General features: G+C 72.1%; 20 protein-coding genes. 10 read left to right on the top strand and 10 right to left on the bottom strand.

Annotation, left to right across the window (positions count from 1 at the left end):
• Window positions 1-64: 64 nt before the first annotated feature.
• Window positions 65-1,504 (bottom strand): sulfatase family protein, encoded by a 1,440-nt coding sequence (locus tag ACWC94_RS35460; RefSeq protein ID WP_450801393.1) that lies wholly within the window; start codon window positions 1,502-1,504, stop codon window positions 65-67.
• Between the two features lie 492 nt (window positions 1,505-1,996).
• On the opposite strand from ACWC94_RS35460, the gene ACWC94_RS35455 reads away from it, so the two are divergent.
• From ACWC94_RS35455 to ACWC94_RS35440, 4 genes are all read left to right on the top strand, one after another.
• On the top strand, window positions 1,997-2,635 hold the full coding sequence (locus ACWC94_RS35455; protein ID WP_450801392.1) for a helix-turn-helix domain-containing protein: 639 nt from the start codon (window positions 1,997-1,999) through the stop codon (window positions 2,633-2,635).
• Window positions 2,636-2,684: 49 nt separating this feature from the next.
• On the top strand, window positions 2,685-3,401 hold the full coding sequence (locus ACWC94_RS35450; RefSeq protein WP_450801391.1) for a response regulator transcription factor: 717 nt from the start codon (window positions 2,685-2,687) through the stop codon (window positions 3,399-3,401).
• Complete coding sequence (locus ACWC94_RS35445; RefSeq protein WP_450801390.1) at window positions 3,398-4,897, top strand: sensor histidine kinase; 1,500 nt, start codon at window positions 3,398-3,400, stop codon at window positions 4,895-4,897. Before ACWC94_RS35450 ends, ACWC94_RS35445 begins: the two co-directional genes overlap by 4 nt.
• A 200-nt stretch (window positions 4,898-5,097) precedes the next feature.
• The gene (locus ACWC94_RS35440; RefSeq protein ID WP_450801389.1) at window positions 5,098-6,288 is read left to right on the top strand and encodes an acyl-CoA dehydrogenase family protein; all 1,191 of its coding nucleotides are present in this window, start codon (window positions 5,098-5,100) and stop codon (window positions 6,286-6,288) included.
• A 374-nt stretch (window positions 6,289-6,662) separates the two neighbouring features.
• Here the strand turns inward: ACWC94_RS35440 and ACWC94_RS35435 are convergent, their stop codons facing one another.
• The 9 genes from ACWC94_RS35435 to ACWC94_RS35395 all read right to left on the bottom strand — a co-directional run bounded on the left by ACWC94_RS35435 (window position 6,663) and on the right by ACWC94_RS35395 (window position 15,129).
• Entirely contained in the window at window positions 6,663-6,800 is a 138-nt protein-coding gene (locus ACWC94_RS35435; protein ID WP_450801388.1) for a hypothetical protein, read from the bottom strand.
• Between the two features lie 138 nt (window positions 6,801-6,938).
• On the bottom strand, window positions 6,939-7,616 hold the full coding sequence (locus ACWC94_RS35430) for a hypothetical protein (protein WP_450801387.1): 678 nt from the start codon (window positions 7,614-7,616) through the stop codon (window positions 6,939-6,941).
• Window positions 7,617-7,941: 325 nt separating this feature from the next.
• Entirely contained in the window at window positions 7,942-9,366 is a 1,425-nt protein-coding gene (locus ACWC94_RS35425; protein ID WP_450801386.1) for an amino acid permease, read from the bottom strand.
• 184 nt (window positions 9,367-9,550) lie between these two features.
• The gene (locus tag ACWC94_RS35420) at window positions 9,551-10,237 is read right to left on the bottom strand and encodes a GntR family transcriptional regulator (RefSeq protein ID WP_450801385.1); all 687 of its coding nucleotides are present in this window, start codon (window positions 10,235-10,237) and stop codon (window positions 9,551-9,553) included.
• A gap of 34 nt (window positions 10,238-10,271) precedes the next feature.
• The gene (locus tag ACWC94_RS35415; protein WP_450801384.1) at window positions 10,272-11,273 is read right to left on the bottom strand and encodes a proline racemase family protein; all 1,002 of its coding nucleotides are present in this window, start codon (window positions 11,271-11,273) and stop codon (window positions 10,272-10,274) included.
• 21 nt (window positions 11,274-11,294) lie between these two features.
• A complete protein-coding gene (locus tag ACWC94_RS35410; RefSeq protein WP_450801383.1) occupies window positions 11,295-12,191 on the bottom strand; it encodes a dihydrodipicolinate synthase family protein in 897 nt (298 codons plus the stop codon).
• Window positions 12,192-12,276: 85 nt separating this feature from the next.
• The gene (locus ACWC94_RS35405; protein ID WP_450801382.1) at window positions 12,277-13,668 is read right to left on the bottom strand and encodes an FAD-dependent oxidoreductase; all 1,392 of its coding nucleotides are present in this window, start codon (window positions 13,666-13,668) and stop codon (window positions 12,277-12,279) included.
• Window positions 13,661-13,963, bottom strand: coding sequence for a (2Fe-2S)-binding protein (locus tag ACWC94_RS35400; protein WP_450801381.1), 303 nt, complete (start codon window positions 13,961-13,963; stop codon window positions 13,661-13,663). Before ACWC94_RS35400 ends, ACWC94_RS35405 begins: the two co-directional genes overlap by 8 nt.
• Window positions 13,960-15,129, bottom strand: coding sequence for an NAD(P)/FAD-dependent oxidoreductase (locus ACWC94_RS35395; protein ID WP_450801380.1), 1,170 nt, complete (start codon window positions 15,127-15,129; stop codon window positions 13,960-13,962). Before ACWC94_RS35395 ends, ACWC94_RS35400 begins: the two co-directional genes overlap by 4 nt.
• Before the next feature lie 132 nt (window positions 15,130-15,261).
• Here ACWC94_RS35395 and ACWC94_RS35390 point away from each other — a divergent pair, with 132 nt between their 5' ends.
• From ACWC94_RS35390 to ACWC94_RS35365, 6 genes are all read left to right on the top strand, one after another.
• Entirely contained in the window at window positions 15,262-15,384 is a 123-nt protein-coding gene (locus tag ACWC94_RS35390; protein ID WP_450801379.1) for a putative leader peptide, read from the top strand.
• Window positions 15,385-15,461: 77 nt separating this feature from the next.
• Complete coding sequence (locus tag ACWC94_RS35385) at window positions 15,462-16,349, top strand: glutathione S-transferase C-terminal domain-containing protein (protein WP_450801378.1); 888 nt, start codon at window positions 15,462-15,464, stop codon at window positions 16,347-16,349.
• Window positions 16,350-16,707: 358 nt separating this feature from the next.
• Window positions 16,708-17,370, top strand: coding sequence for a putative leader peptide (locus ACWC94_RS35380; protein WP_450801377.1), 663 nt, complete (start codon window positions 16,708-16,710; stop codon window positions 17,368-17,370).
• A 108-nt stretch (window positions 17,371-17,478) separates the two neighbouring features.
• Complete coding sequence (locus ACWC94_RS35375) at window positions 17,479-18,699, top strand: LLM class flavin-dependent oxidoreductase (protein ID WP_450801376.1); 1,221 nt, start codon at window positions 17,479-17,481, stop codon at window positions 18,697-18,699.
• Between the two features lie 26 nt (window positions 18,700-18,725).
• On the top strand, window positions 18,726-20,099 hold the full coding sequence (locus tag ACWC94_RS35370; RefSeq protein ID WP_450801375.1) for an NtaA/DmoA family FMN-dependent monooxygenase: 1,374 nt from the start codon (window positions 18,726-18,728) through the stop codon (window positions 20,097-20,099).
• Between the two features lie 250 nt (window positions 20,100-20,349).
• Entirely contained in the window at window positions 20,350-20,550 is a 201-nt protein-coding gene (locus ACWC94_RS35365) for a DUF1918 domain-containing protein (protein WP_450801374.1), read from the top strand.
• Window positions 20,551-20,683 lie beyond the last annotated feature (133 nt).

Genomic DNA, 20,683 nt, shown 5'->3' with positions numbered 1-20,683 from the left:
CGGACGCCCGCCCACGCAGTGCCCTGGCCGCGGCGGGCGGGCAGGGCACTGCGTGGGAGCCCTGCTACGGGTGTCCGGCGCTCCAGCAGCCGTCGCCGTGGCAGTTCTTCAGCCCGGTCAGCGCGTCGTGCAGCTTCGCCAGGCGGGCCTGGCTCAGTTGTCCGGCTATGTTGTGCAGCTCGTCGGGGTCGGTGCTCAGGTCGTAGTACTCCTTCGCGCCGCTGTCGTACTCGACGTAGGTGTAGGAGTTGGTGCGCATGGCGTGGTAGTTCGGCGGGCTGACGCTCTCGGTACCGTGGTTGTCCGGGTCGTCATGAGCCGGCTTGGCGTGGCGGTGCTCGATCAGGTTGGCCGTGCGCCAGCCCGCGTCCGAGCCGCCGTCCAGGAGGGGGAGCATGCTGTGCCCGTCCACCTTGGACGACACCGCGGCGCCGCCGATCTTCTCGAAGGTGGGCGCGAAGTCGATGTTCGACACCTGGGCGTGGCTCGTCCGTCCGGCCGCGACACCGGGTCCTGCGATCACCAGCGGCACGCGGACGTCGGTGTCGAAGGCCGTCTGCTTGCCCGCCTTGAGCCGGTACTCACCGAGGTGGAAGCCGTTGTCGGAGCTGAAGACGACGTAGGTGTTGTCGGCGACGTGGGCGCTGGTCAGGCTCTGGCGCAGCTTGCCGAGCATCTTGTCGACCGCCTGGAGCGACTGTGCGCGCTTGCGGAACTTCTTGTCGATCGCGGTCTTCTCGCTCTGGGTCAACGGCTTCTGCCGGGCCAGCCACGGCGGCGCGTTGGTCGGGAGCTTGTCGAAGGCGGGGCCCTGCGGCGCCTTCAGGCCGGGGAAGTCCTTCTTGTCCCGGCGGGCCGGCGTGGACGGACCGTGCGGTGTGAAGAGGGCGAGCTCTAGCATGAACGGCTTGTTCGCCGCCGCGGACTTCTTGATGAAGGACTGGCCCTTCTGGCTGAGGACGTCGGTCAGATAGTCCTTGTTCTTGTCGCCGTGGGGTTCCATCTTGTGGTTGTGGGCGAGCTTGTAGTTGTACTCCGGGTAGCCGTTGCCGACGACGTCCCACTGGCTCCACCCCTGCGGCACGTACGGCTGCTGGCCGTCGACCGTGGACTGGGGGTCGTAACCGTTGAGGTACTTGCCCATCATCGCGGTGCGGTAGCCCTTGGCCTTCAGGGCGGCGGCGAAGGTGTCCTTCTCCAGGCCGTTGTCGTGGAAGGCCTTGAAGCCGCCGTTGGACCCTGCCGTGTTGCTGAGGACGCCGGTGTTGTGCGGGTACTCACCGGTGAAGACGGACGAACGGGACGGGCAGCAGAGCGAGTTGCTGACCACGAAGTCGCTGAACGACGTGCCCTGTGACTGGAGCTTCTGCACCTCGGGCATGTACGGGAGCAGGTTTGTGGACATGTCGTCGGTGAGTACGAAGACGATGTTCGGTTTGGCCGCTGCCGTGGCCGCGGCCGGCTTCACGGTGGGGGCGGTGGCGTGGGCTGTCGCCGCGCTCATTCCGCTCTGAGCGGCGAACACCATCGCCGCCAAGCCGGCTGTAAGTGTCAGCAATTGACGAGTGCGAATCATGCTGGGAGCGTGGCAGCAGGAATCCGCCCCGGTCAATATCAGATTGCCTCCCGCCGAATTATTCCGTGCTCAGGCCAATTAATCCGGACCAGTCGCCTTGCGGCAGCCTCTGATTCCGCTGCACTCTCTACACGGCACCTGCATCGAGAGCCATGGAACCGGACGAGAGGAAACCGGGCGTTGGAGGTAACCAGCGGGGTGGGGAACACAGCATGGAACTCCCTGCACGTGTGGAAGCAAACGTTCAAGAAGGGCGTCCACACGTTCCATCTGCCGTCGTCTTCAGGAATCAAACTGAATGCCCATCTGAGTGGGCTTCTGGAAATTCGCGAAGGTCATGGTACACGGACAGGGAAAGAGGCGTTCCCACTTCCCGACGACGTGTGCATCATTCCCCCGGGGCTGAGCCGGACGCTGGTCGTGGCACCGACCGGTGACGAGCCCGTGACGATCGCCACCCTCACCCTCCCGGTCGACACGCTGCGCCGGTTCATCACCGAGGAGGACCTGCGGTCACGCGTCCCCTATCTGTGGGATCCGCACCCGGTGACGCGGTTCGACCCGCTCCTCGCGGCCATGGTGAAGGCGGTGGCGGCCGCGAGCGAGGTCGGCGCTGACGACCTGTACGCGCAGTCGGCGGCGCAGTTCATCGCCGCCCACCTGCTCGCGCCGCACTCGTCCGGTTCGGGCAGGACAGCCGGTCTGCTGAGCTCAGGGCAGCTGGAGACGATTCTGTCCTATATGCGGGCCAACCTCGAACAACCGGTCTCGGTCGGCGACCTGGCGTCCCTGGTCTCCTTCAGCCGTTTCCACTTCGTACGCTGCTTCAAGGCCACCACCGGATTCACCCCGTACCGCTATCTCACCGAACTCCGGATCGACCTGGCCCGCAAGTATCTCGAGACCGGCGACGACACCATCGCCCGCATAGGACGGCGCTGCGGATTCTCCGGTTCCGAGCACTTCTCGCGGAGCTTCCGCCGCATCATGGGATGCACGCCGTCGCAGTACCGGACGAGGCGCACCTGCAATGTCGGGCAGAGACTGCCCGTGCTTTGATCGGTCTCCTCCGGGCAAGCTCGTTCGACGCGGTGAAACCGAGGTGTGCATGGCAGGCAAGGCCGGGCAGGTCCTGGTGGTCGACGACGACGCGGCGATACGGCGGTCACTGGCACGGGGGCTGAGGCTGAGCGGATTCACGGTGACGGTCGCGGACGGCGGTCACACCGGTCTGGCGGAGGCCCGCGTCGGCCGCCCCGACATCGTCGTCCTGGACGTCAGCATGCCCGATCTCAGCGGCATCGACGTGTGCCGGGCCCTGCGCGACGACGGCGACGACGTACCCGTGCTGATGCTCTCCGCGCTGGACGAGACGGCCGACCGGGTGGCGGGCCTACAGGCGGGCGGGGACGACTACCTGGTCAAGCCGTTCGCACTCCAGGAGTTGGTCCTGCGGCTGCACGCCCTGCTGCGCCGCCGCCCGCCGGCCGCCACCGCCCCCCTCCGCGTCGGCGGCCTCGTCCTCGACCTAGCCGCCCACCAGGCCGTTCTGGACGACCGGCCACTGCAACTGACCCGGCGCGAGTTCGCGCTGCTGGAGATCCTGGCCCGCAACGCGGGCATCGTGCTCACCCGTGAGCAACTGCTGGACTGGGTCTGGGGATACGACTTCCAGGTCCGCAGTGACGCCGTCGACACCTTCGTCAGCTATCTGCGGCGCAAGCTGGAGGCAGGCGGCCGGCCCCGGATGGTGCACACCGTGCGCGGGGTCGGTTTCGTCCTGCGCGCGGACCGCCAGACCCCGCACATCGAGGGCACGCCGTGAAACTGTCCACCCGTATCGCGCTCGCGGTCGGCGTGAGCGTGCCCGTGCTGGTCCTCGCTTCCGGCTGGCTGCTGCTGCACCTGGTCAGCAGCGACCTGCGCACGCACCAGAACGACCAACTACGCGCCCGCGCGACGGTCGTCGCCCAGAACGCCAAGGCGTATCTGGACGTGGCCGGGACCGACCACCCGCTCCTGAAGCAGGTCCGCCGACGCCGGCTGATCAACTCCGCCCGGGATGTGGGCGTCCGGCTGAAGGGGCCGCAGGACACGATCTCGGCCGGCCCGCAGCCCGAGCCGAACCCCACGCTACCCCGCGACGCCCCGACGCCCGTCACCGTGACCTCCGGCGGCAAGGACTGGCTCGTCCTGTCACTGCGCGTCGGTGCCGCGGCGAAAGAGAGCAACACCCCGAATCTGTGGCTGCTGTCACCGGACACGGCCGAGGACGAACTGGCGCTGGTGCGCCAACGGGTACTGACCGGTGCGCTGGTGGCCGCCGCACTGGCCGGTGCCACCGCCTGGGCCATCGCCGCCCGGGCGGTTCTTCCGCTACGGCGGCTTCAGCGGCGTACCAGTGGACTGGACCCCAGGACCAGCACCGTACGCCTGGAGCACACGCCGACCCGGGTCACCGAGGTGGACGACCTGGCGTACACGGTGCAGACCGTGCTCGCCCGCTACGACGAGCAGGTCGCGCGCACCGGGGAGGCGCTGGCCACCGCCCGCGCGTTCGCCGCGACCGCCTCCCACGAGCTGCGCACCCCGCTGATGAGCATGCGCACCAACCTCGACATCCTCACCGACCACCCCGGCCTCGACCCCGAGGACCGGGCGGAGGTGCTCGGGGACCTCGGGCGCGAACACACCCGGCTGCTCGGGCTGCTGGTGATGCTGAAGGCGCTTGCACAGGGCGACCTGATCGAGGGGGACGCGTTCTCGCCACTGGACCTCGGGGAGCTGGTGGAGGCGTCGGTCTGCGACCTGCGGCGCACCCGCCCTGACGCCGAAGTGTCCGTACGCACCGCCGCGGGGGTGCGTGTCGACGGCTGGGAGCAGGGTCTGCGCTCGGCGGTGGACAACCTGCTGACCAACGCCTGGACCCACGGTCGCGCCGAAGACGGCGTCGCCCGCATCGAGGTGACCCTGCGCCCGCCGCTCGGTGGGCGTGAGGCGACCGCGGTGCTCGTGGTGGATGACCACGGCCGCGGCATCCCTCCCGAAAGCCGCGAGGAGATCTTCCAGCGTTTCCACCGCGGCCCCGACAGCCCCGGCTCCGGCCTGGGCCTCACCCTGGTCGCCCAGCAAGCCGCCCTCCACGGGGGCCACATCACCGTGTCGGACCGCCCTGACGGCCGGCCCGGCACACGCTTCGAGCTCCACCTGCCGGCCACGGGCGTCCAGGACATGGAGTACACCCTGCCGCTGCTGCACCGCGACTGGCTGACCCGAACCCCCGAACAGGCCCCGCCGGGCCTGTTCACCAAGCGCACCTAGGTTTACGTTCCGCTAGGGTCGATATCCGCTTTCCTCCCTGTCGAATTATTCCCCGCCAGTGCCAATTAATCCGGCGGCGGTCGCCTTGCGGCTGTCGCCGGTACGCCCGCATTCTGACCTGGCGTCCCTGTCTCCTTCCGAACTCTGCAGCGGCCTCGCATGCAATTAACTCTCAGCGATGCGGATGCAAAGGATCTGGCATGAGTACTGAATTGCGAGAAACTCCCGCGGTCGCCTGCGACGAGGAGTTGGTGGAGCGGGCCCGCACCGCGGCACGGACGTTGGCGGCGAACGCCGCCCGGACGGAGCATGATCTGCGTCCGGCCGCGGATTCCCTGGCGGTGGTACGGCGGGCCGGGCCGTTCGCGATGGGCGTCCCGCGCGATGCCGGTGGGGCCGGAGCCAGTCTGCGGACCCAGGTGCGGGTGATCACCGAACTGGGGCAGGGGTGTCCGTCGACGGCGTGGATCGCCGCACTGTCCGCGGCCTTGAAGACCGTGTGCTCGTCGGTGTTCCCCGAGGCCGCTCGCGAGGTTCTGTTCGCCGACCCCGACGCGATCATGTGCGGTTCCACCACACCGCTGAGGGCCCTGGGCGAGCGGACCGGTTACGGTTTCAGCGTCTCGGGGCGGTGGCAGGCCGTCGCCGGCTGCGAGGACTCGGCATGGGCGGTCCTCGCGGTACCCGTGCACGCGGAGGGCCAACCCGCCCTGTATTGCCCGGCGTTGATCTCGACCAGGGACCTCTCCGTCGAACGCGACCGGCCCGTCACCGGCATGGCCGGAACGGGCAGTCACACGCTCGTGGCCCAGGACGTGGCGATACCCCCGGCCTACGTGGTGTTCCCCACCGCCGAAGCGGACCGGGCCCCCGGCTTCCCCGCAGCTTCGACGGCACTGCTCGGCATCGCCGTCGTCATGCTCGCCCCGCTGCTCGGAGCCGCACGCGGCGCCCAGCACGCGATGGAGAAAGTGTCGGCGGGCGTCGACGCCCTCACGTCGGCCGTCCATCACCCACCGTCCCGGCCGTGCCTCACCACCGCCTGCCGGCTCCTCGACTCGGCGACAAGCCGCGTTCTGCGCGTAGCGGATGCCCTCGACGACCGGCTCCATCAGCTCCATGCCCCTGCGAACTCCGTGTTCCGCCCCGCGCAGGAACACGCACGCATGCGGGCGGAGATGGCGTCCGCCGCGCAGGAATGCCGGGAGGCCGTGGACTGGCTGCTGGACCCGCACAGCCTGGGCGGCTTCGCCCCGGGCGCCTCGCTGCGGCGCAGCTGGCGCGACCTGGCGGTCCTCATGCGCCACCCGCGGTTCGGCCCCCACACCGTCGCGGAGGACTACGGCCGGGTTCTGTTCGGTCCGGGGACAGCGGCCGTACCGATGCCCTGACGGGTTTCGGCCGCGTGGCTGACGGAGAAGCTGGGGCGCTGGGTGCCATAGCTGCCCCCGCTTCGCCACACTGGCCACCCGGCTTTCCTGGTCGCCAATAGGCGTGCGACTGGCGTGAGTAGCTGATTACGATGTGTGTATATGGCGGAGAGGCGGGAAGGAATGCGGCTAGGCCGGCTGTGCTCCCCGAAGGGGCGACCGGCCCCCGGCTGCCCTTGCTGACTTGACGCTTGATCAGATCATCTGCCGACCGGCCGTGTCCCCGCCCGGGTCGTCGGCAAGTCTGAGGGTGGCCGTGATCCGCTTGCCTACCGGTTCACGGTGAACAACGTTGGTTCGGCAGACGGCCATCACAGTCTCCAGCACCGGCCCGGTCAGGGCGGTCGGGTCATTGCGTTCAGGCGGACGACGACCATGGCGATGTCGTCGGTGGCGCCGCTGACGAGGTCCGGGCCGGCCAGGAGGGTGTCGGCGAGGTGTTCCGTGCCGAACCCGGTGCAGGTGGCGAGCATGTCGGAGGGTGTCGCCCGGGGTGTAGGTCTTGTTGGCCTGGGGGCGGGGGACGCGTTCGGAGAAACCGGCCCTTGATCGTGCGTCGACGATCCTTCGCAGGATGGGGACCCTCCGCATGCCGCCCGGCGGAGGAGTGGTTACGGCGTGTAGACCTGCTCCAGGCTGTGGATGGCGCCGTCGTCGCCGGTCGCGTACTTGAACACCAGGCCGGAGTCGGGGTGCGCCTTGATCCAGTCGATCAGCTCCTGCACGCCGATGTGCTGGTTCTTGCTGCTGGCGACGACGGGGTTGGTGACGGTGACGTACGCGGCCTGGTCGAGGGCCCAGCGGCTGTCCTCGCCGGTGACGACGAACGCCGTCCCGTCGGAGTCCTTGCGGGGGCATCCCCACGCCCCGTGCTGGACGACCAGGTTCACCTTCCCGGTGCCGGCGGGGAGTTCCTCGACCCGGTACACGGCGATCTCGTCGGGGTCGACATGGTCCGGGTCCGGCGCCTTGTCGGCGCAGCCGGTGGCCGGCGCCGTGGTCTTGACCGGGCCGGGGGTCTTGGAGGCCGGCTTCGCCGCAGGCGTTCGGGCACCGGCCGCACCCGGCGGCGTGGTCGCCGTGGCACCCGCGCCCCCCGACGCTCCGGTGCTCCCCGTGGCCCCGCCCTTGCCGCCGGACGTGCCGGGCGTCTGGCTCGCCGTGGCGGCGGCGCTCGGCGAGCCCTCGGCCCCAGCGGCGGAATCGTTCCCCTGACAACCGGTGAGCACCGCGGCCAGCGCTGCGGCGGCGAGCGCGATGGCGGCGGGTCTGAGGCGATGAGCATGCATGTCGGGACGTCCCCCCTGTTCACAGGCGGCCGTGTCGGCCGCGCACCGGACGGGACCGTAGCAATGCCTCAGCTCACGCCGCACCACCACAGCGCCCTGTGTCACGGACTCCGGACAATGCCGTCACGAGGCAAGGATCATGTGACGGGAACGAGCGAGTCCTCGTCCTCACGAGGAGCACGCACGTACACGGAGGGCATGCCGCCCGCGCCGGACCCGCACCGGGTGCGCGACCGGCAGAGCCCCGGATGGTACGGCGCTACGCGATCAGCCACGAGGACCTGCTCGGCGGTGTGCCGCCGTGTCACCTGCCGCCGCCGGTGATCTACCGGACGGTGGGCACCGCTTCGGCCGTTTCCGTGGGCCGGCGCCGCTGCCGGGCCGCCAGCACCGCGTGGACGATGACGCCCGCGAACAGGAACAGCGCGCCCTGGTACACCGCCGCGTAGCCGGCACCGGCCATCAGCCAGAGGGAGAAGGCCGCCGCGATGGCGGTGACCACCGAGTCCCGCACCAGGCGCGCGCGGTCCACCGGCCTGCCGGAGACCAGGTGGAAGATCTGCGCGGCCGCCGCCAGCAGGTACGGCACGGTAGCGGTGAACGTGGTGACGAGGACCAGGACGTCGAAGACCTTCGCCGAACCCGACAGGTAGTTGTACGCGGTCAGCAGGGAGGAGAGGACGACCGTGACGGCGACGCCGACCGTCGGCACGCCCCGCCGGCGGCGGGCGAAGGCGGCCGGGAACAGGCCGTCCTTGGCCGCGGCGTACGGGGTCTGGGCGCTCAGCAGCGTCCAGCCGTTCAGGCATCCGGTCATCGACACCAGTGCCGCCAGCGCCACCGCCGTACCGCCCCAGCTGCCGCCGAACATCGTGTTCACGGCGTCGGAGAAGGGGGCCGTAGAGGTCATCAGGCGGTCGTGCGGGACCGTGCCGAAGACGGACAGCGTGCCCAGCAGATAGACCAGCGCGGCGCCCGCGGTGCCGATGACGGTGGCGCGTCCCACGTTGCGACGGGCGTCGCGGACCTCGCCCGCGCTGACGGCGGCGGACTCCACGCCGAGGTAGGAGAAGAGCAGCAGGGCGGCGGAGGCGGAGACGGCACCGACGGCGCTGTGACCGCTGGCGTTGAACGGCCCGAGCCGGGAGGGGTCGAAGAAGAACAGGCCGCCGACCGCGACGAGCAGCAGCGGCACGAACTTCAGCACCGTCGAGACGAGCTGGACGGCCCCCACGTACCGGGTGCCGGCGAAGTTGGCGAGGGCGGGCAGCCACTGCAGGGCCAGGGCGGCCAGGCACGCGGTCCAGCGGTGGTCGCCCACCGGGATCAGCACGTCCAGGTAGCCGACGGCGGCGACGGCGAGCGCCGCGTTCGACACCCAGGTGGTGATCCAGTACGCCCAGGCGGCGAGGAAGCCCGCGAAGTCACCGAAGGCCTCGCGGGCGTAGACGTACGGGCCGCCGGTGCGGGGGTCGCGCGCGGCGAGCCGGCCGAAGACCAGGGCCAGCGCGATGGCGCCGACGGTCAGGACGGCGAAGGCGACCAGGCTGACCGTGCCGTAGGGGGCGATGGAGGCGGGGAGCAGGAAGATGCCGCCGCCGATGATGTTGCCCATGACCAGCGCGGTCGCGACCGGCAGGCCGAAGCGACGCGCGTGCTTGCTGCTGTCGCCAGGGGTGCCCGCTGCGGGAACCGTGCGGTTCTCCGAGGGGGCCGGAGCCGACGGCGGGACGGTTCCGGTGACGTGCATGGGGGGTGGACCTCTCATCGAACAGATGTCCCGGGATCGCCGGGACGCCTGCCATGGTCGGGGACCCCCCGGGCCGGTGCAAAATCGCCGTTCCTTGTCCTGCGACACCCGTTTGATCATGCAAAAAGTGAGGTCAGGTGGCCTGTGTGCCGTGAGATGTGCGGTGCCGCCCGGACGGCCGCCGTCAGTCCCCGGCCGCCCACAGGCTGCGCACATGCCCCAGGTGCCGGGTCATGATCGCGTGAACGGCCTTCTCGTCCCGCTCCAGCAGCGCGTCGAGCAGTTCCAGGTGCTCCTCGGCGGAGGCGAGCAGCCGGCCGGCCTCCACCAGGGCCGTCAGACCGTAGAGGCGGGAGCGACCGCGCAGGTCGGCCACCACCTCGACCAGGTGGGCGTTGCCGGCCAGGGCCAGCAGGCCGAGGTGGAAGCGGGTGTCGGCCTCGACATAGGCGATGAGGTCGCCCGCCACCGCCGCGGTGACGATCTCCCGGGCCGCCGGGCGCAGCGCCTCCAGCGAGACACGGTCGGCGGTGCGGGCGAGCTCGACCACAGTCGGGATCTCGACGAGGGCACGGATGTGCGTGTACTCGTCCAGCTGCTGGTCCGAGACCGCGGTGACCCGGAAGCCCTTGTTCGGGACGGTGTCGACCAGGCCCTCCTTGGCCAGGTCGAGCATCGCCTCCCGCACCGGCGTCGCCGAGACGCCGAAGCGGGTGGCGAGCGACGGCGCGGAGTAGACCTCGCCCGGCCGCAGCTCGCCCGCGATCAGCGCGGCGCGCAGCGCGTCGGCGACCCGCTCGCGGTAACTGCTGCGCCGGCCGCCCAGCTGGGGGAGCGCGGGCATCTGCGTGCCTCGCGTGTTCTGTGCCATGTCACGCATCACCGGACCGAGTCTAGAGGACGGTCTACAGGACGAAGCCCTCGGGGAAGGGGTCGGTGGGATCGAGGAGGTACTGCGCGGTGCCGGTGATCCACGCGCGGCCGGTGAAGCTGGGCAGGACCGCCGGGCGGCCCGCGACCCGGGTCGTGCCCAGCAGCCGGCCGGTGAAGCGGGTGCCGATGAACGACTCGTTCACGAACTCGGTGTGCAGCGGCAGTTCGCCGCGCGCGTGCAGTTGCGCCATGCGCGCGCTCGTGCCCGTGCCGCACGGGGAGCGGTCGAACCAGCCCGGGTGGATGGCCATCGCGTGGCGTGAGTGCCGTGCGGTGGCGCCGGGTGCGTAGAGATGGACGTGGTGGCAGCCGCGGATGGAGGGGTCCTCGGGGTGCACCGGTTCCGCCTCGGCGTTGATCGCCTCCATCAGCGTCAGACCGGCCGCGAGGATGTCGTCCTTGCGGGCGCGGTCGAAGGGCAGCCCGAAGGCGTCGAGGGGGAGGATCGCGTAGAAGTTGCCGCCGTAGGCGAGGTCGTAGGTGACGGTGCGCCCGTCGGGCAGGGTGATCTTGCGGTCCAGGGCGACGGCGAACGACGGCACGTTGGTCAGGGTCACGTTCCGCGCGGCGCCGTCCTCCACCGCCACCTCGGCGACCACCGGCCCCGCCGGGGTGTCGAGCCGGATGGTGGTCACCGGTTCCACGACCTCCACCATGCCGGTCTCGACCAGCACGGTGGCGACCCCGATGGTGCCGTGCCCGCACATCGGCAGACAGCCGGAGACCTCGATGTAGATGACGCCCCAGTCGCAGTCGGGGCGGGTCGGCGGCTGCAGGATCGCACCGCTCATCGCGGAGTGGCCGCGCGGCTCGTTCATCAGCAACCGCTTGACGGGGTCGCGGTGTTCACGGAAGTACAGCCGCCGCTCGTTCATCGTCGCGCCCGGGACGGTCCCGATCCCCCCGGTGATCACGCGGGTCGGCATGCCCTCGGTGTGCGAGTCGACGGCGTGCAGGACGAGTTTGCTGCGCATGGTCCGACTCCCTTTCCCGGCTTATGCGAGGCCCGCGGCGACGGCCTTCTCGGTGGCCGCCCGGACCGCAGCCTCCTGCTCGGGCGGCAGCGGCGCGCGCGGCGGGCGCACCGGGCCGCCGTACCGGCCGACGACGTCCATGGACAGCTTGATCGCCTGGACGAACTCGACCTTCGAGTCCCAGCGCAGCAGCGGGTGCAGCTGCCGGTACAGGGGCAGGGCGGCGCCGAGGTCCCCGGCCACCGCGGTACGGTACAGCTCCACCGAGGCGCGCGGGAGTGCGTTCGGGTACCCGGCCACCCAGCCCTGGGCGCCCGCCACCGCCAGCTCCAGCAGGACGTCGTCGGCGCCGATCAACAGGTCCAGTTCCGGGGCCAGTTCGGCGATGCGGTAGGCGCGGCGGACGTCACCTGAGAACTCCTTGACGCCGTGGATGTGGCCCTCGCCGTGCAGCCGGGCGAGGAGTTCGGGCACCAGGTCGACCTTGGTGTCGATCGGGTTGTTGTACGCCACCACCGGCAGGCCCGCCCGGGCGACCTCGGCGTAGTGGGCGAGGACGGAGCGCTCGTCGGCGCGGTAGGCGTTGGGCGGCAGCAGCATCACCGACGCGCAGCCGGCCTCGCCCGCCCGCTCGGCCCAGTGCCGGGCCTCGGCCGAGCCGTAGGCGGCGACGCCCGGCATTACCCGCTCGCCGCCGATCGCCGCCACGGCCGTCTCCACCACACGGGCGCGCTCCTCGCCGGTGAGCACCTGGTACTCGCCCAGCGAGCCGTTCGGTACGACGCCGTCGCAGCCGTTCGCGACCAGCCAGGCGCAGTGCTCGGCGTAGCGGTCGTAGTCGACCGAGAGGTCCTCGCGCAGGGGGAGGGCGGTGGCGACGAGGACGCCGCGCCAGGGGTGGTTCGGTGAGCGGGTCATGCGTGATCCCCAATCTGGTGACGTGTGACATAGTACTGAGCGGTGCGGTGCGTGGACGGAGCTGGTTCACAGGCGGTCCCGGTGATCAGCACTCCGGCAGCCCGGCCAGGACGCCGAGCGGCACCGGGCGGGCGAACGGCCGTCGTCCGGCGGTGAGCGGGCATCCGGTCAGGCCGGCCACCGCGGGCGCGCACACACGGCCCTGGCACCAGCCCATCCCGGCGCGCGAGAGCAGCTTCACGGTGCGCAGATCACCCGCGCCGAGCGGGCCGGCCGCCGTACGGACCTCGCCGGCGGTGACCTCCTCGCACCGGCACACCACCGTGTCGTCCGTGATCCGGTCCGCCCAGCCCGCCGCCGGCGCGTACACCGTCTCCAGTGCCGCGAAGAACGCCCGCTGCCGGGATCTGGCCCGGGCCGCCGCCGCCCAGGAGCGCGGGTCGGGGACGGTGCCGTACAGGCGGGCGGCGATCGAACGGCCGGCGATGTGGCCCTCGGCGAGGGCGAGGGCCGCCCCGCCGATACCGGTGCTCTCCCCGGCGGCCCAGACCCCGGGCACGTCGGTGCGCTGCTCGTCGTCGACCCGTACCGCCGTGCCGGTCAGGGTGCAGCCGAGGGTCTCGGCGAGATCGGTGTGCGGCAGCATGCCGTGGCCGACGGCGAGGGTGTCACACGGGACGCGGTGCGCGCTGCCCGGCCGGACGCGCCCGTCCCGCTCCAGTGCGGCGACCGTGACCGCCTCCAACCGGTCGGTGCCGTGGGCCTCCACCACGGTGTGCCGGGGCAGCACGCGCACCCGGTGCCGCAGCAACCGCCCGGCGTACCAGGCGCCTTCGGCGAGCTTGCCGGGCTCGGCGGCGAGGGCCGGAGTGCGGCGCAGTACGGCCCTCGGGTCGGCGGACTCGACCAGCGCGGCCACGCGCGCTCCCGCCGCGGCGAGGCCCGTGGCCACCGGCAGCAGCAGCGGTCCGGTGCCGGCGACCACGGCCGTGCGGCCGGGCAGCACCAGGCCGCCCTTGAGCACGGCCTGCGCGCCGCCCGCCGTGAGGACACCGGGAAGTGTCCAGCCGGGGAAGGGAAGGACCCGCTCGTAGCCACCGGTGGCGAGCAGTACGGCATCGGCGCGGACGGTGACGCCCTCCTCCTGCGCGGGGCCGCGCAACGCGTGCACCGTGAAGGAGCCCCCCGGCTCCCGCTGGACGCACCAGACGTGATGATCCGTCAGGTGCGTGAGGCGGCCGGCGGCCGTGTGCCGGCCGATGCCGTCCCGCAGCCGCTCCCAGGTGCGCCACTGGTGGTGCAGGGCCTCGGGGCGGCGGGCGCCGAGGGCCCGGGCGGGCTGCCGGTAGAACTGGCCGCCCGCCTGCTCGGCCGCGTCGACGAGCGTGACCCGTACGCCCCGTGCCGCCGCCGCCAGCGCCCCGGCGAGCCCCGCCGGACCCGCCCCGACGACGGCGAGATGCGCTCGCTCAGTCATGGTCCCGTCCCGTCCCCTCCTGTGTGCGGATCACATCGCCCGGGTGCACCGGCACCAGGCAGGCCCGCTGGTTCGCCCGGCCGTTGACGGTCACCAGGCAGTCGAAGCACACCCCGATCCCGCAGAAGACCCCGCGGGGCCGGCCGGTCCCGCGGGTGCCGCGCCAGGCCGTCACGCCCGCCGCCCACAGCGCCGCCGCGACCGTCTGCCCGGGCAGGGCGGCGAGGGGGCGGCCGTCGAAGGTGAGGGTGAAGGCCTCGCCCGGCCGGGCCCGGGCCAGCTCCAGGGGGTTCACGGGGTGTCGCCTCCATCGGTGTCGTATCCCTCGAACCGCTCCGGGCGGAACGGTGTGAGATCCAGTTCCGGTGTCCTGCCGGTGAGGGTCTGCGCGATCAACTGCCCGGTGGCGGTGGCCAGTCCGATCCCGGCGCCCTCGTGTCCGCACGCGTGGAAGAGGCCGGGCGCGCGGGGGTCGGGGCCGATCGCCGGCAGGTGGTCCGGCAGGTACGGCCGGAAGCCCGCGTACGTCCGCAGCGCGCGCACCCGGTCCAGGAACGGGAACAGCCCGATCGCCCCGGCCGCGAGCGCCCGCACCGCCGGAAGCGACAGCGAGCGGTCGAAACCGACCCGCTCCCGGCTGGCCCCGATCAGCACTGGTCCGGCTGCCGTGCCCTCTACCACCGGGGAGGTGCGCAGAGCGGCCGAGTCGCTCGCGACGTCCGCCACGTAGTCCGCGGCGTACACCTTGTGCCGGACCATCCGCGGCAGCGGCTCGGTGACCAGGACGAAGCCGCGCCGCGGGAGCACCGGCAACCGGACACCGGCGAGCGCCGCGACGTCACCGCCCCAGGTGCCGGCCGCGTTCACCACCGCCGGTGCGTGCAGGTCGCCCCGGTCGGTGCGCACACCGGCCACCGCGCCGTCGGCCGTGCGCAGCACCCCGGTCACGGTCCAGCCCGTGTGCGGGCGGGCGCCGGAGGCGCGGAGCAGATGGGCGGCGGCGAGAGCGGGCATGACCTGGGCGTCCTGCGGATAGTGCACCCCGCCCGCCAGGCCAGGGGCCAAGTGGGGTTCCACCGTGGCGAGTTGGTCCGCCGGGACCCGGTGGGCCACGACTCCGGCGGCCCGCTGGCCGTCGGCGAACGCGTGCAGCGCGGCGAGGGTCTGCGGGGTGGAGGCGACGACGAGGCCGCCCTTGGGTTCGTACTCGACCGCCGTACCCAGTTCGTCGCCCAGCCGGGCCCACAGCCGGGCCGACAGCAGGGCCAGGTCGAGTTCGGGGCCCGGTTCCTTGTCGGAGACGAGCAGGTTGCCCTCGCCGGCGCCGGTGGTGCCGCCGGCCACCGGGCCACGGTCCACCACACGCACGTCGAGGCCGGCGCGGGCGGCGTACAGGGCGCAGGCCGCGCCCACCATTCCGGCTCCTACGACTACGACGTCGCAGGTCAGTCGTTTCGGCACGGCAGTACTATGTCACATGTCGCTGTTTCTGAGGAGGGGTGCCGGCCCTTTCGGCGGTGGACGCCCCCTTGACGTCGCCTTGAGGCGGATCGACACTCCAGTCAGGGAATCCTAGTGAACTGGTAGGGAACCATGAGGCGCCTCGGAACGGGTACCGGCCGAACGGGCCGTACGCCGTCGCGCGCCCCCCTGCTCACCTCCCGCCGTCACATCGACCTGCAGCGCGTCTGCAGCGCGATCAGCCTCCCGTACTGAGCCGGGGCCCCTCGCGCCCACCGGCCGGCGCCGCCCGGCGGCGCGCACCTTCGCATGTCCACCATCCAGGGAGACGCATGTCCATCACTCCGCTCACCGCCGTCCCGTCCGTCCACCGCGCCGCTCCTGCCTTCCGGGGCCGGCTCGGCCGGGACGCGCGCAGCGGCCACTACGCCGTGCCGCACCGCTACCGGCTCCATCTGTCCACCGCCTGCCCCGCCGGGCTGCGCCTCGCCGTCGGACACGGCCTCCTCGGCCTGGACACCGGCTGTCCGGTCACCTTCCTGCCCGCCGTCCCGGACTGTCCCGGCGGCGGCCACTCCGCGCTGCGCCCGCTGTACGAGGCGAGCGCCCACCACTACACCGGACCGGCCCTCGCGCCCGTGCTCAGCGACGACTGGTCCGGCCGTATCGTCAGCACCCACGCCCCCGGCATCCTGCGCGACCTCGACCGTTTCCCGCACGAGGGGCGCGTCTCCCTGTACCCGTGCGACCTGGAGTCGGTGATAGAGGCCGTCGAGCGGATGTGTGCCGAAGGGATCGAGGAGGCCGCGCAGCGTGCCGGGCGGGCCGGGGCCGGACCGGCCGAGCGGGCCGCCGCCCTCGACGTGCTCCTCGACACCCTGGGCCGGCTGGAGAGCCGGCTGGCCGGCGAGGAGTACCTCGTCGACGGCCGGATCACCGCCGCCGACGTCGAACTGTGGGTGGCCCTGGTCCAGTTGGACACCGTCCACCGCTGCCATCTGGACGCCTCCGCCGTGCACCGCATCGCCGGCCACCGTGCCCTGTGGGCCTACGCGGGCCGCCTGGCCGCCCACCCGGCCTTCGGCCGCCACCTAGACCTCGACGGCATCTCCCGCCGCCACCACGGCCGTTGCCAGGGCCTGGAGGCCGCCGGAGCCGCTGTCCAGATCCTGGACTGGGCAGGTCGTGCCGCGGATACAGAGGACGCTTCCCGCAGGTGAGCACGTCAGGGTGACGTCCGGTGGGCGGACGGCCTGTCGGCGGCGAGGAGCCCGGCGTACGACCGTACGCGGCCCTGAGGGCGGCTCGCGGCCGTCCTGGCTGCGCGTCAACAGCGCACTGTGTACCGCGCCGGGCCGTGCCCGCTGCCGGGGCTGACGCCCGTTCCAGCGCGCGCCCTTCCCGGTCCGCGCCCTTTCCAGCCCCGCGTTCCTGAGCCACACCGCCCCAGGGTGTGCCGTCGCCCGCCCAGCCCCCGGTTCCCGCGCGCCGCCGTGCGCCGCCTCGCGCCGGGGTGCCGTCGCGGCCCGCACCCGCTCGCCCGCCGCCCGGGGAGTCCGACTCAAGCCGGAGTCCGCCATGCGCGAACCCCCAGGCGCCGCCGTCTCCCTCGCCGAGGTACCGGCCGTCGAATTCCCGACCGACGGGCCGCACTGGCCCCGCCCGACGACACGCTCCTCGACAACGCGGTGTGGCCGCCCTCGACGGCCCGCACCCGCACCGTACCGAACGGCTGGGCCGTGCCGCCGGCTCCCAGGACGGCAACCACGCCTTCCCGCGCTCGCCGACCCGGTGGATCCGGCCGCCCTGGAACGACCGGCGTGCCGGCCCCGGGACCACCGCACGGTTCGAGCCGGAGGAAATGCGTGCCGTCGCGCGGGGGATCCGGCAGCGCGGGCCCCCGCATCCGCACGCCGCCACGGACAGCGCACCGGCGATCCGGCCGTACCGGTCGATCGGGTACGCCCCGTGCCGCCGCTCCCGCATCGTGCGGGCCCGCACCGCGGGAACACGCGAACAGTTCCGCAGGGCGGGAACAACCGCGGCCGACCGCGCGTTGAGACTCACGACGAGATCCGCGAGGCGGTCGCTCACCAGGCCCGCCCCGCCCGACGGACGGAGGTGACGGCCGTGCCGCGTGCACTCCCGCTGCCCGTCCCGTGCCCCTACCGCTCCGTCCGGCTGACGTCCCGGCCGCACATAGATCTCCAGCGCGTGTCCGCCGCGCTCTGTCGCCACTGACATTCCCCCCGGCCGCAGGGCCGGGGTCTCCTCCTGCCGTGCTCGCCCTCGCCGACGCCTGCCCTCGCGAGCCGGTGTTCTCGTCCGGACATCAAGGAAGGCACCGACGTGTCCTCAGCCCCCTCCGCAACCCCCTCTTCCCGGCTGCACCTTGCCGTCGCCCTGGACGGCACCGGCTGGCACCCCGCCTCCTGGCGCGAGCCGGTCGCCCGCCCCCGGGAACTGTTCACCGCCGGCTACTGGACCGATCTGGTCGCCGAGGCCGAACGCGGCCTGCTCGACTTCGTCACCATCGAGGACGGCCTGAGCCTGCAGTCCTCGCACCCCCTCCACCCCGACGAGCGCACCGACCAGGTACGCGGCCGGCTCGACGCGGTCCTCATCGCCTCCCGCGTCGCCCCGCTCACCCGGCACATAGGCCTGGTGCCGACCGTGGTGGCCACACACACCGAGCCGTTCCACATCTCCAAGGCGATCGCCACCCTCGACTACGTCAGCGCCGGCCGCGCGGGCCTGCGCGTGCGGATCAGCGGCCGGTCCGACGAGGCCGCCCACTTCGGCCGCCGTACCATCGGCCGGATCGAGGCCTACGACAGCCCTGCGGCGCAGGACGTGGTCACCGACCTCTTCGACGAGGCCGCCGACCATGTGGAAGTGGTCCGCCGGCTCTGGGACAGCTGGGAGGACGACGCCGAGATCCGGGACGCGGCGACGGGCCGCTTCATCGACCGGGACAAGCTGCACTACATCGACTTCGAAGGCCGCTTCTTCAGTGTCAAGGGACCCTCCATCACTCCACGCCCGCCCCAGGGCCAGCCGCTGGTCACCGCCCTCGCCCACCGGACCGTCCCGTACCGGCTGGTGGCCCGCCAGGCCGACGTCGGCTATGTCACCCCGCACGACGCCGAGCAGGCCCGCGCGATCGTCACCGAGATCCGCGCCGAGCAGCAGGCGGCGGGCCGTGCCGCCGAACCCCTGCACATCTTCGGTGACCTGGTGGTCTTCCTCGACGACAGCCGGGCGGAGGCCGGGGCCCGGCGGGACCGGCTGGACGCGCTGGCGGGCGAGCCGTACACCGGCGACGCCCCGGTCTTCACCGGTACGGCGACCCAACTCGCCGACCTGCTGGAGGAGTGGGCGGAGAGCGGGCTGACGGGGTTCCGGCTGCGGCCCGCCGTCGCCGGCCACGACCTGCCCCGCGTCAGCCGCGACCTGGTGCCCGAACTCCAGCGCCGGGGACGCTTCCGGGACGCCTATGAGGCCTCCACCCTGCGCGGCCTGCTGGGCCTCGCCCGCCCCGCCAACCGCTACGCAGCAGCCATCGCCTGAGCAGCCGGAGAGGACGACCGCACCCCATGAGCAAGCCGCTGAAGCAGATCCACCTGGCCGCGCACTTCCCCGGAGTCAACAACACCACCGTGTGGAGCGACCCGGCCGCCGGCAGCCACATCGAGTTCAGTTCCTTCGTGCACTTCGCGCGGACCGCCGAACGCGCCAAGTTCGACTTCCTGTTCCTCGCCGAGGGGCTCAGGCTGCGTGAACAGGGCGGCAAGATATACGACCTGGACGTCGTCGGCCGCCCGGACACCTTCACCGTCCTCACCGCGCTGGCCGCCGTCACCGACCGGCTGGGCCTGACCGGCACCATCAACTCCACGTTCAACGAGCCGTACGAGGTGGCCCGCCAGTTCGCCAGCCTCGACCACCTCTCCGGCGGCCGGTCCGCGTGGAACGTGGTCACCTCCTGGGACGCCTTCACCGGCGAGAACTTCCGCCGCGGCGGCTTCCTGCCGCAGGAGGAGCGCTACTCCCGCGCCAAGGAGTTCCTCGCCACCGCCAACGAACTCTTCGACTCCTGGCGCGGCGACGAGATCCTCGCCGACCAGGCCACCGGGACCTTCCTGCGCGATGCCAAGGCGGGCTCGTTCGTCCACACGGGGAAACACTTCGACATCCACGGCCGGTTCAACGTCCCGCGTTCCCCGCAGGGCCGTCCGGTGATCTTCCAGGCGGGCGATTCCGAGGAGGGCCGTGAGTTCGCGGCCGCCGACGCCGACGCCATCTTCAGCCGGTACGCGACCTTGAAGGAGGGCCAGGCGTTCTACACGGACGTCAAGTCGCGGCTCGCCAGGTACGGCCGTCGCCCCGACCAGCTGCTGATCCTGCCCGCCGCGACCTTCGTCCTCGGCGACACCGACCAGGAGGCCGCCGAACTCGCCCGCGAGGTGCGCCGGCAGCAGGTCAGCGGCGCCACCGCCATCAAACACCTGGAGTTCGTCTGGAACCGGGACCTGTCGGCGTACGACCCGGAGGGGCCGCTGCCCGACGTCGACCCCGTGGTGAGCGAAGACCACATCTCCCGGGGCCGCGCCCAGGTGCGGATGTACCGGGACCCGATCGCCGTCGCCCGCGAGTGGCGTCAGCTCGCCGAGGCCAACAAGTGGTCCATCCGCGACCTGGTCATCAACACCGGCAACCGGCAGACCTTCGTCGGCGCCCCGGCCACCGTCGCGCACACCATCAACGACTTCGTGCAGGCCGACGCCTCCGACGGCTTCATCCTCGTCCCGCACATCACCCCCGCGGGCCTCGACGCGTTCGCCGACAAGGTCGTACCCCTGCTCCAGGAACGGGGCGTGTTCCGCACCGAGTACGAGGGGACGACCCTGCGCGACCACCTCGGCCTCGCCCACCCGGACGCGGGCTCCTCCGAACGGGCCGCGTCGTGAGGTTCCTCGCGATCACCCTGATCGTGCACCGGCCGGACCTCGTGGTGGTCGCCGAGGGCGCCATCGTGTACCCGGCGCCCCTACGAACCGCCGGCGAAGGAGTGGCAGCGCGGATGAGGTGACGCGTGACGTACGCCGGGCAGCGTCGCGCAACCCGCACGGCGCGCGGTACGCACGTAGTCACTCTGCGCCGCCGGACCGTGCCACAGTGGAACCCGACAGGTGACCATCCAGCAGAGAGGACGCCACCGTGCAGGCTTCCAAGGGCGACCGGCTTGTCGTACACGGGCGAGTCGTGGGTCAGCAGAGCCATGTCGTTGAGATCGTCGAAGTGCTCGGCCCGAACGGAACCCCGCCGTACCGCGTGCGTACCGAGAACGGGCACGAGACGATCATGTCGCCCGGGCCCGATTCGGTGGTCGACCACCGCAAGGCCGGCGGCACCGTCTGACCCGGCACACCACCACCTGCCCGAGGGCCCGCCGGCCGGCGGGCCCTTCCGCATCCCCCGCACGGTCGCGTGGCCCGAACACGGGATCTCCGTGGTCACCGCCGGCGCCGTCCTCAAGGCCATCGACCGGACC

The organism is Streptomyces sp. NPDC001135 (assembly GCF_053598395.1).
Note: the sequence above shows the minus strand (reverse complement) of the source record. Positions and strands in the feature narration are given on the sequence as shown.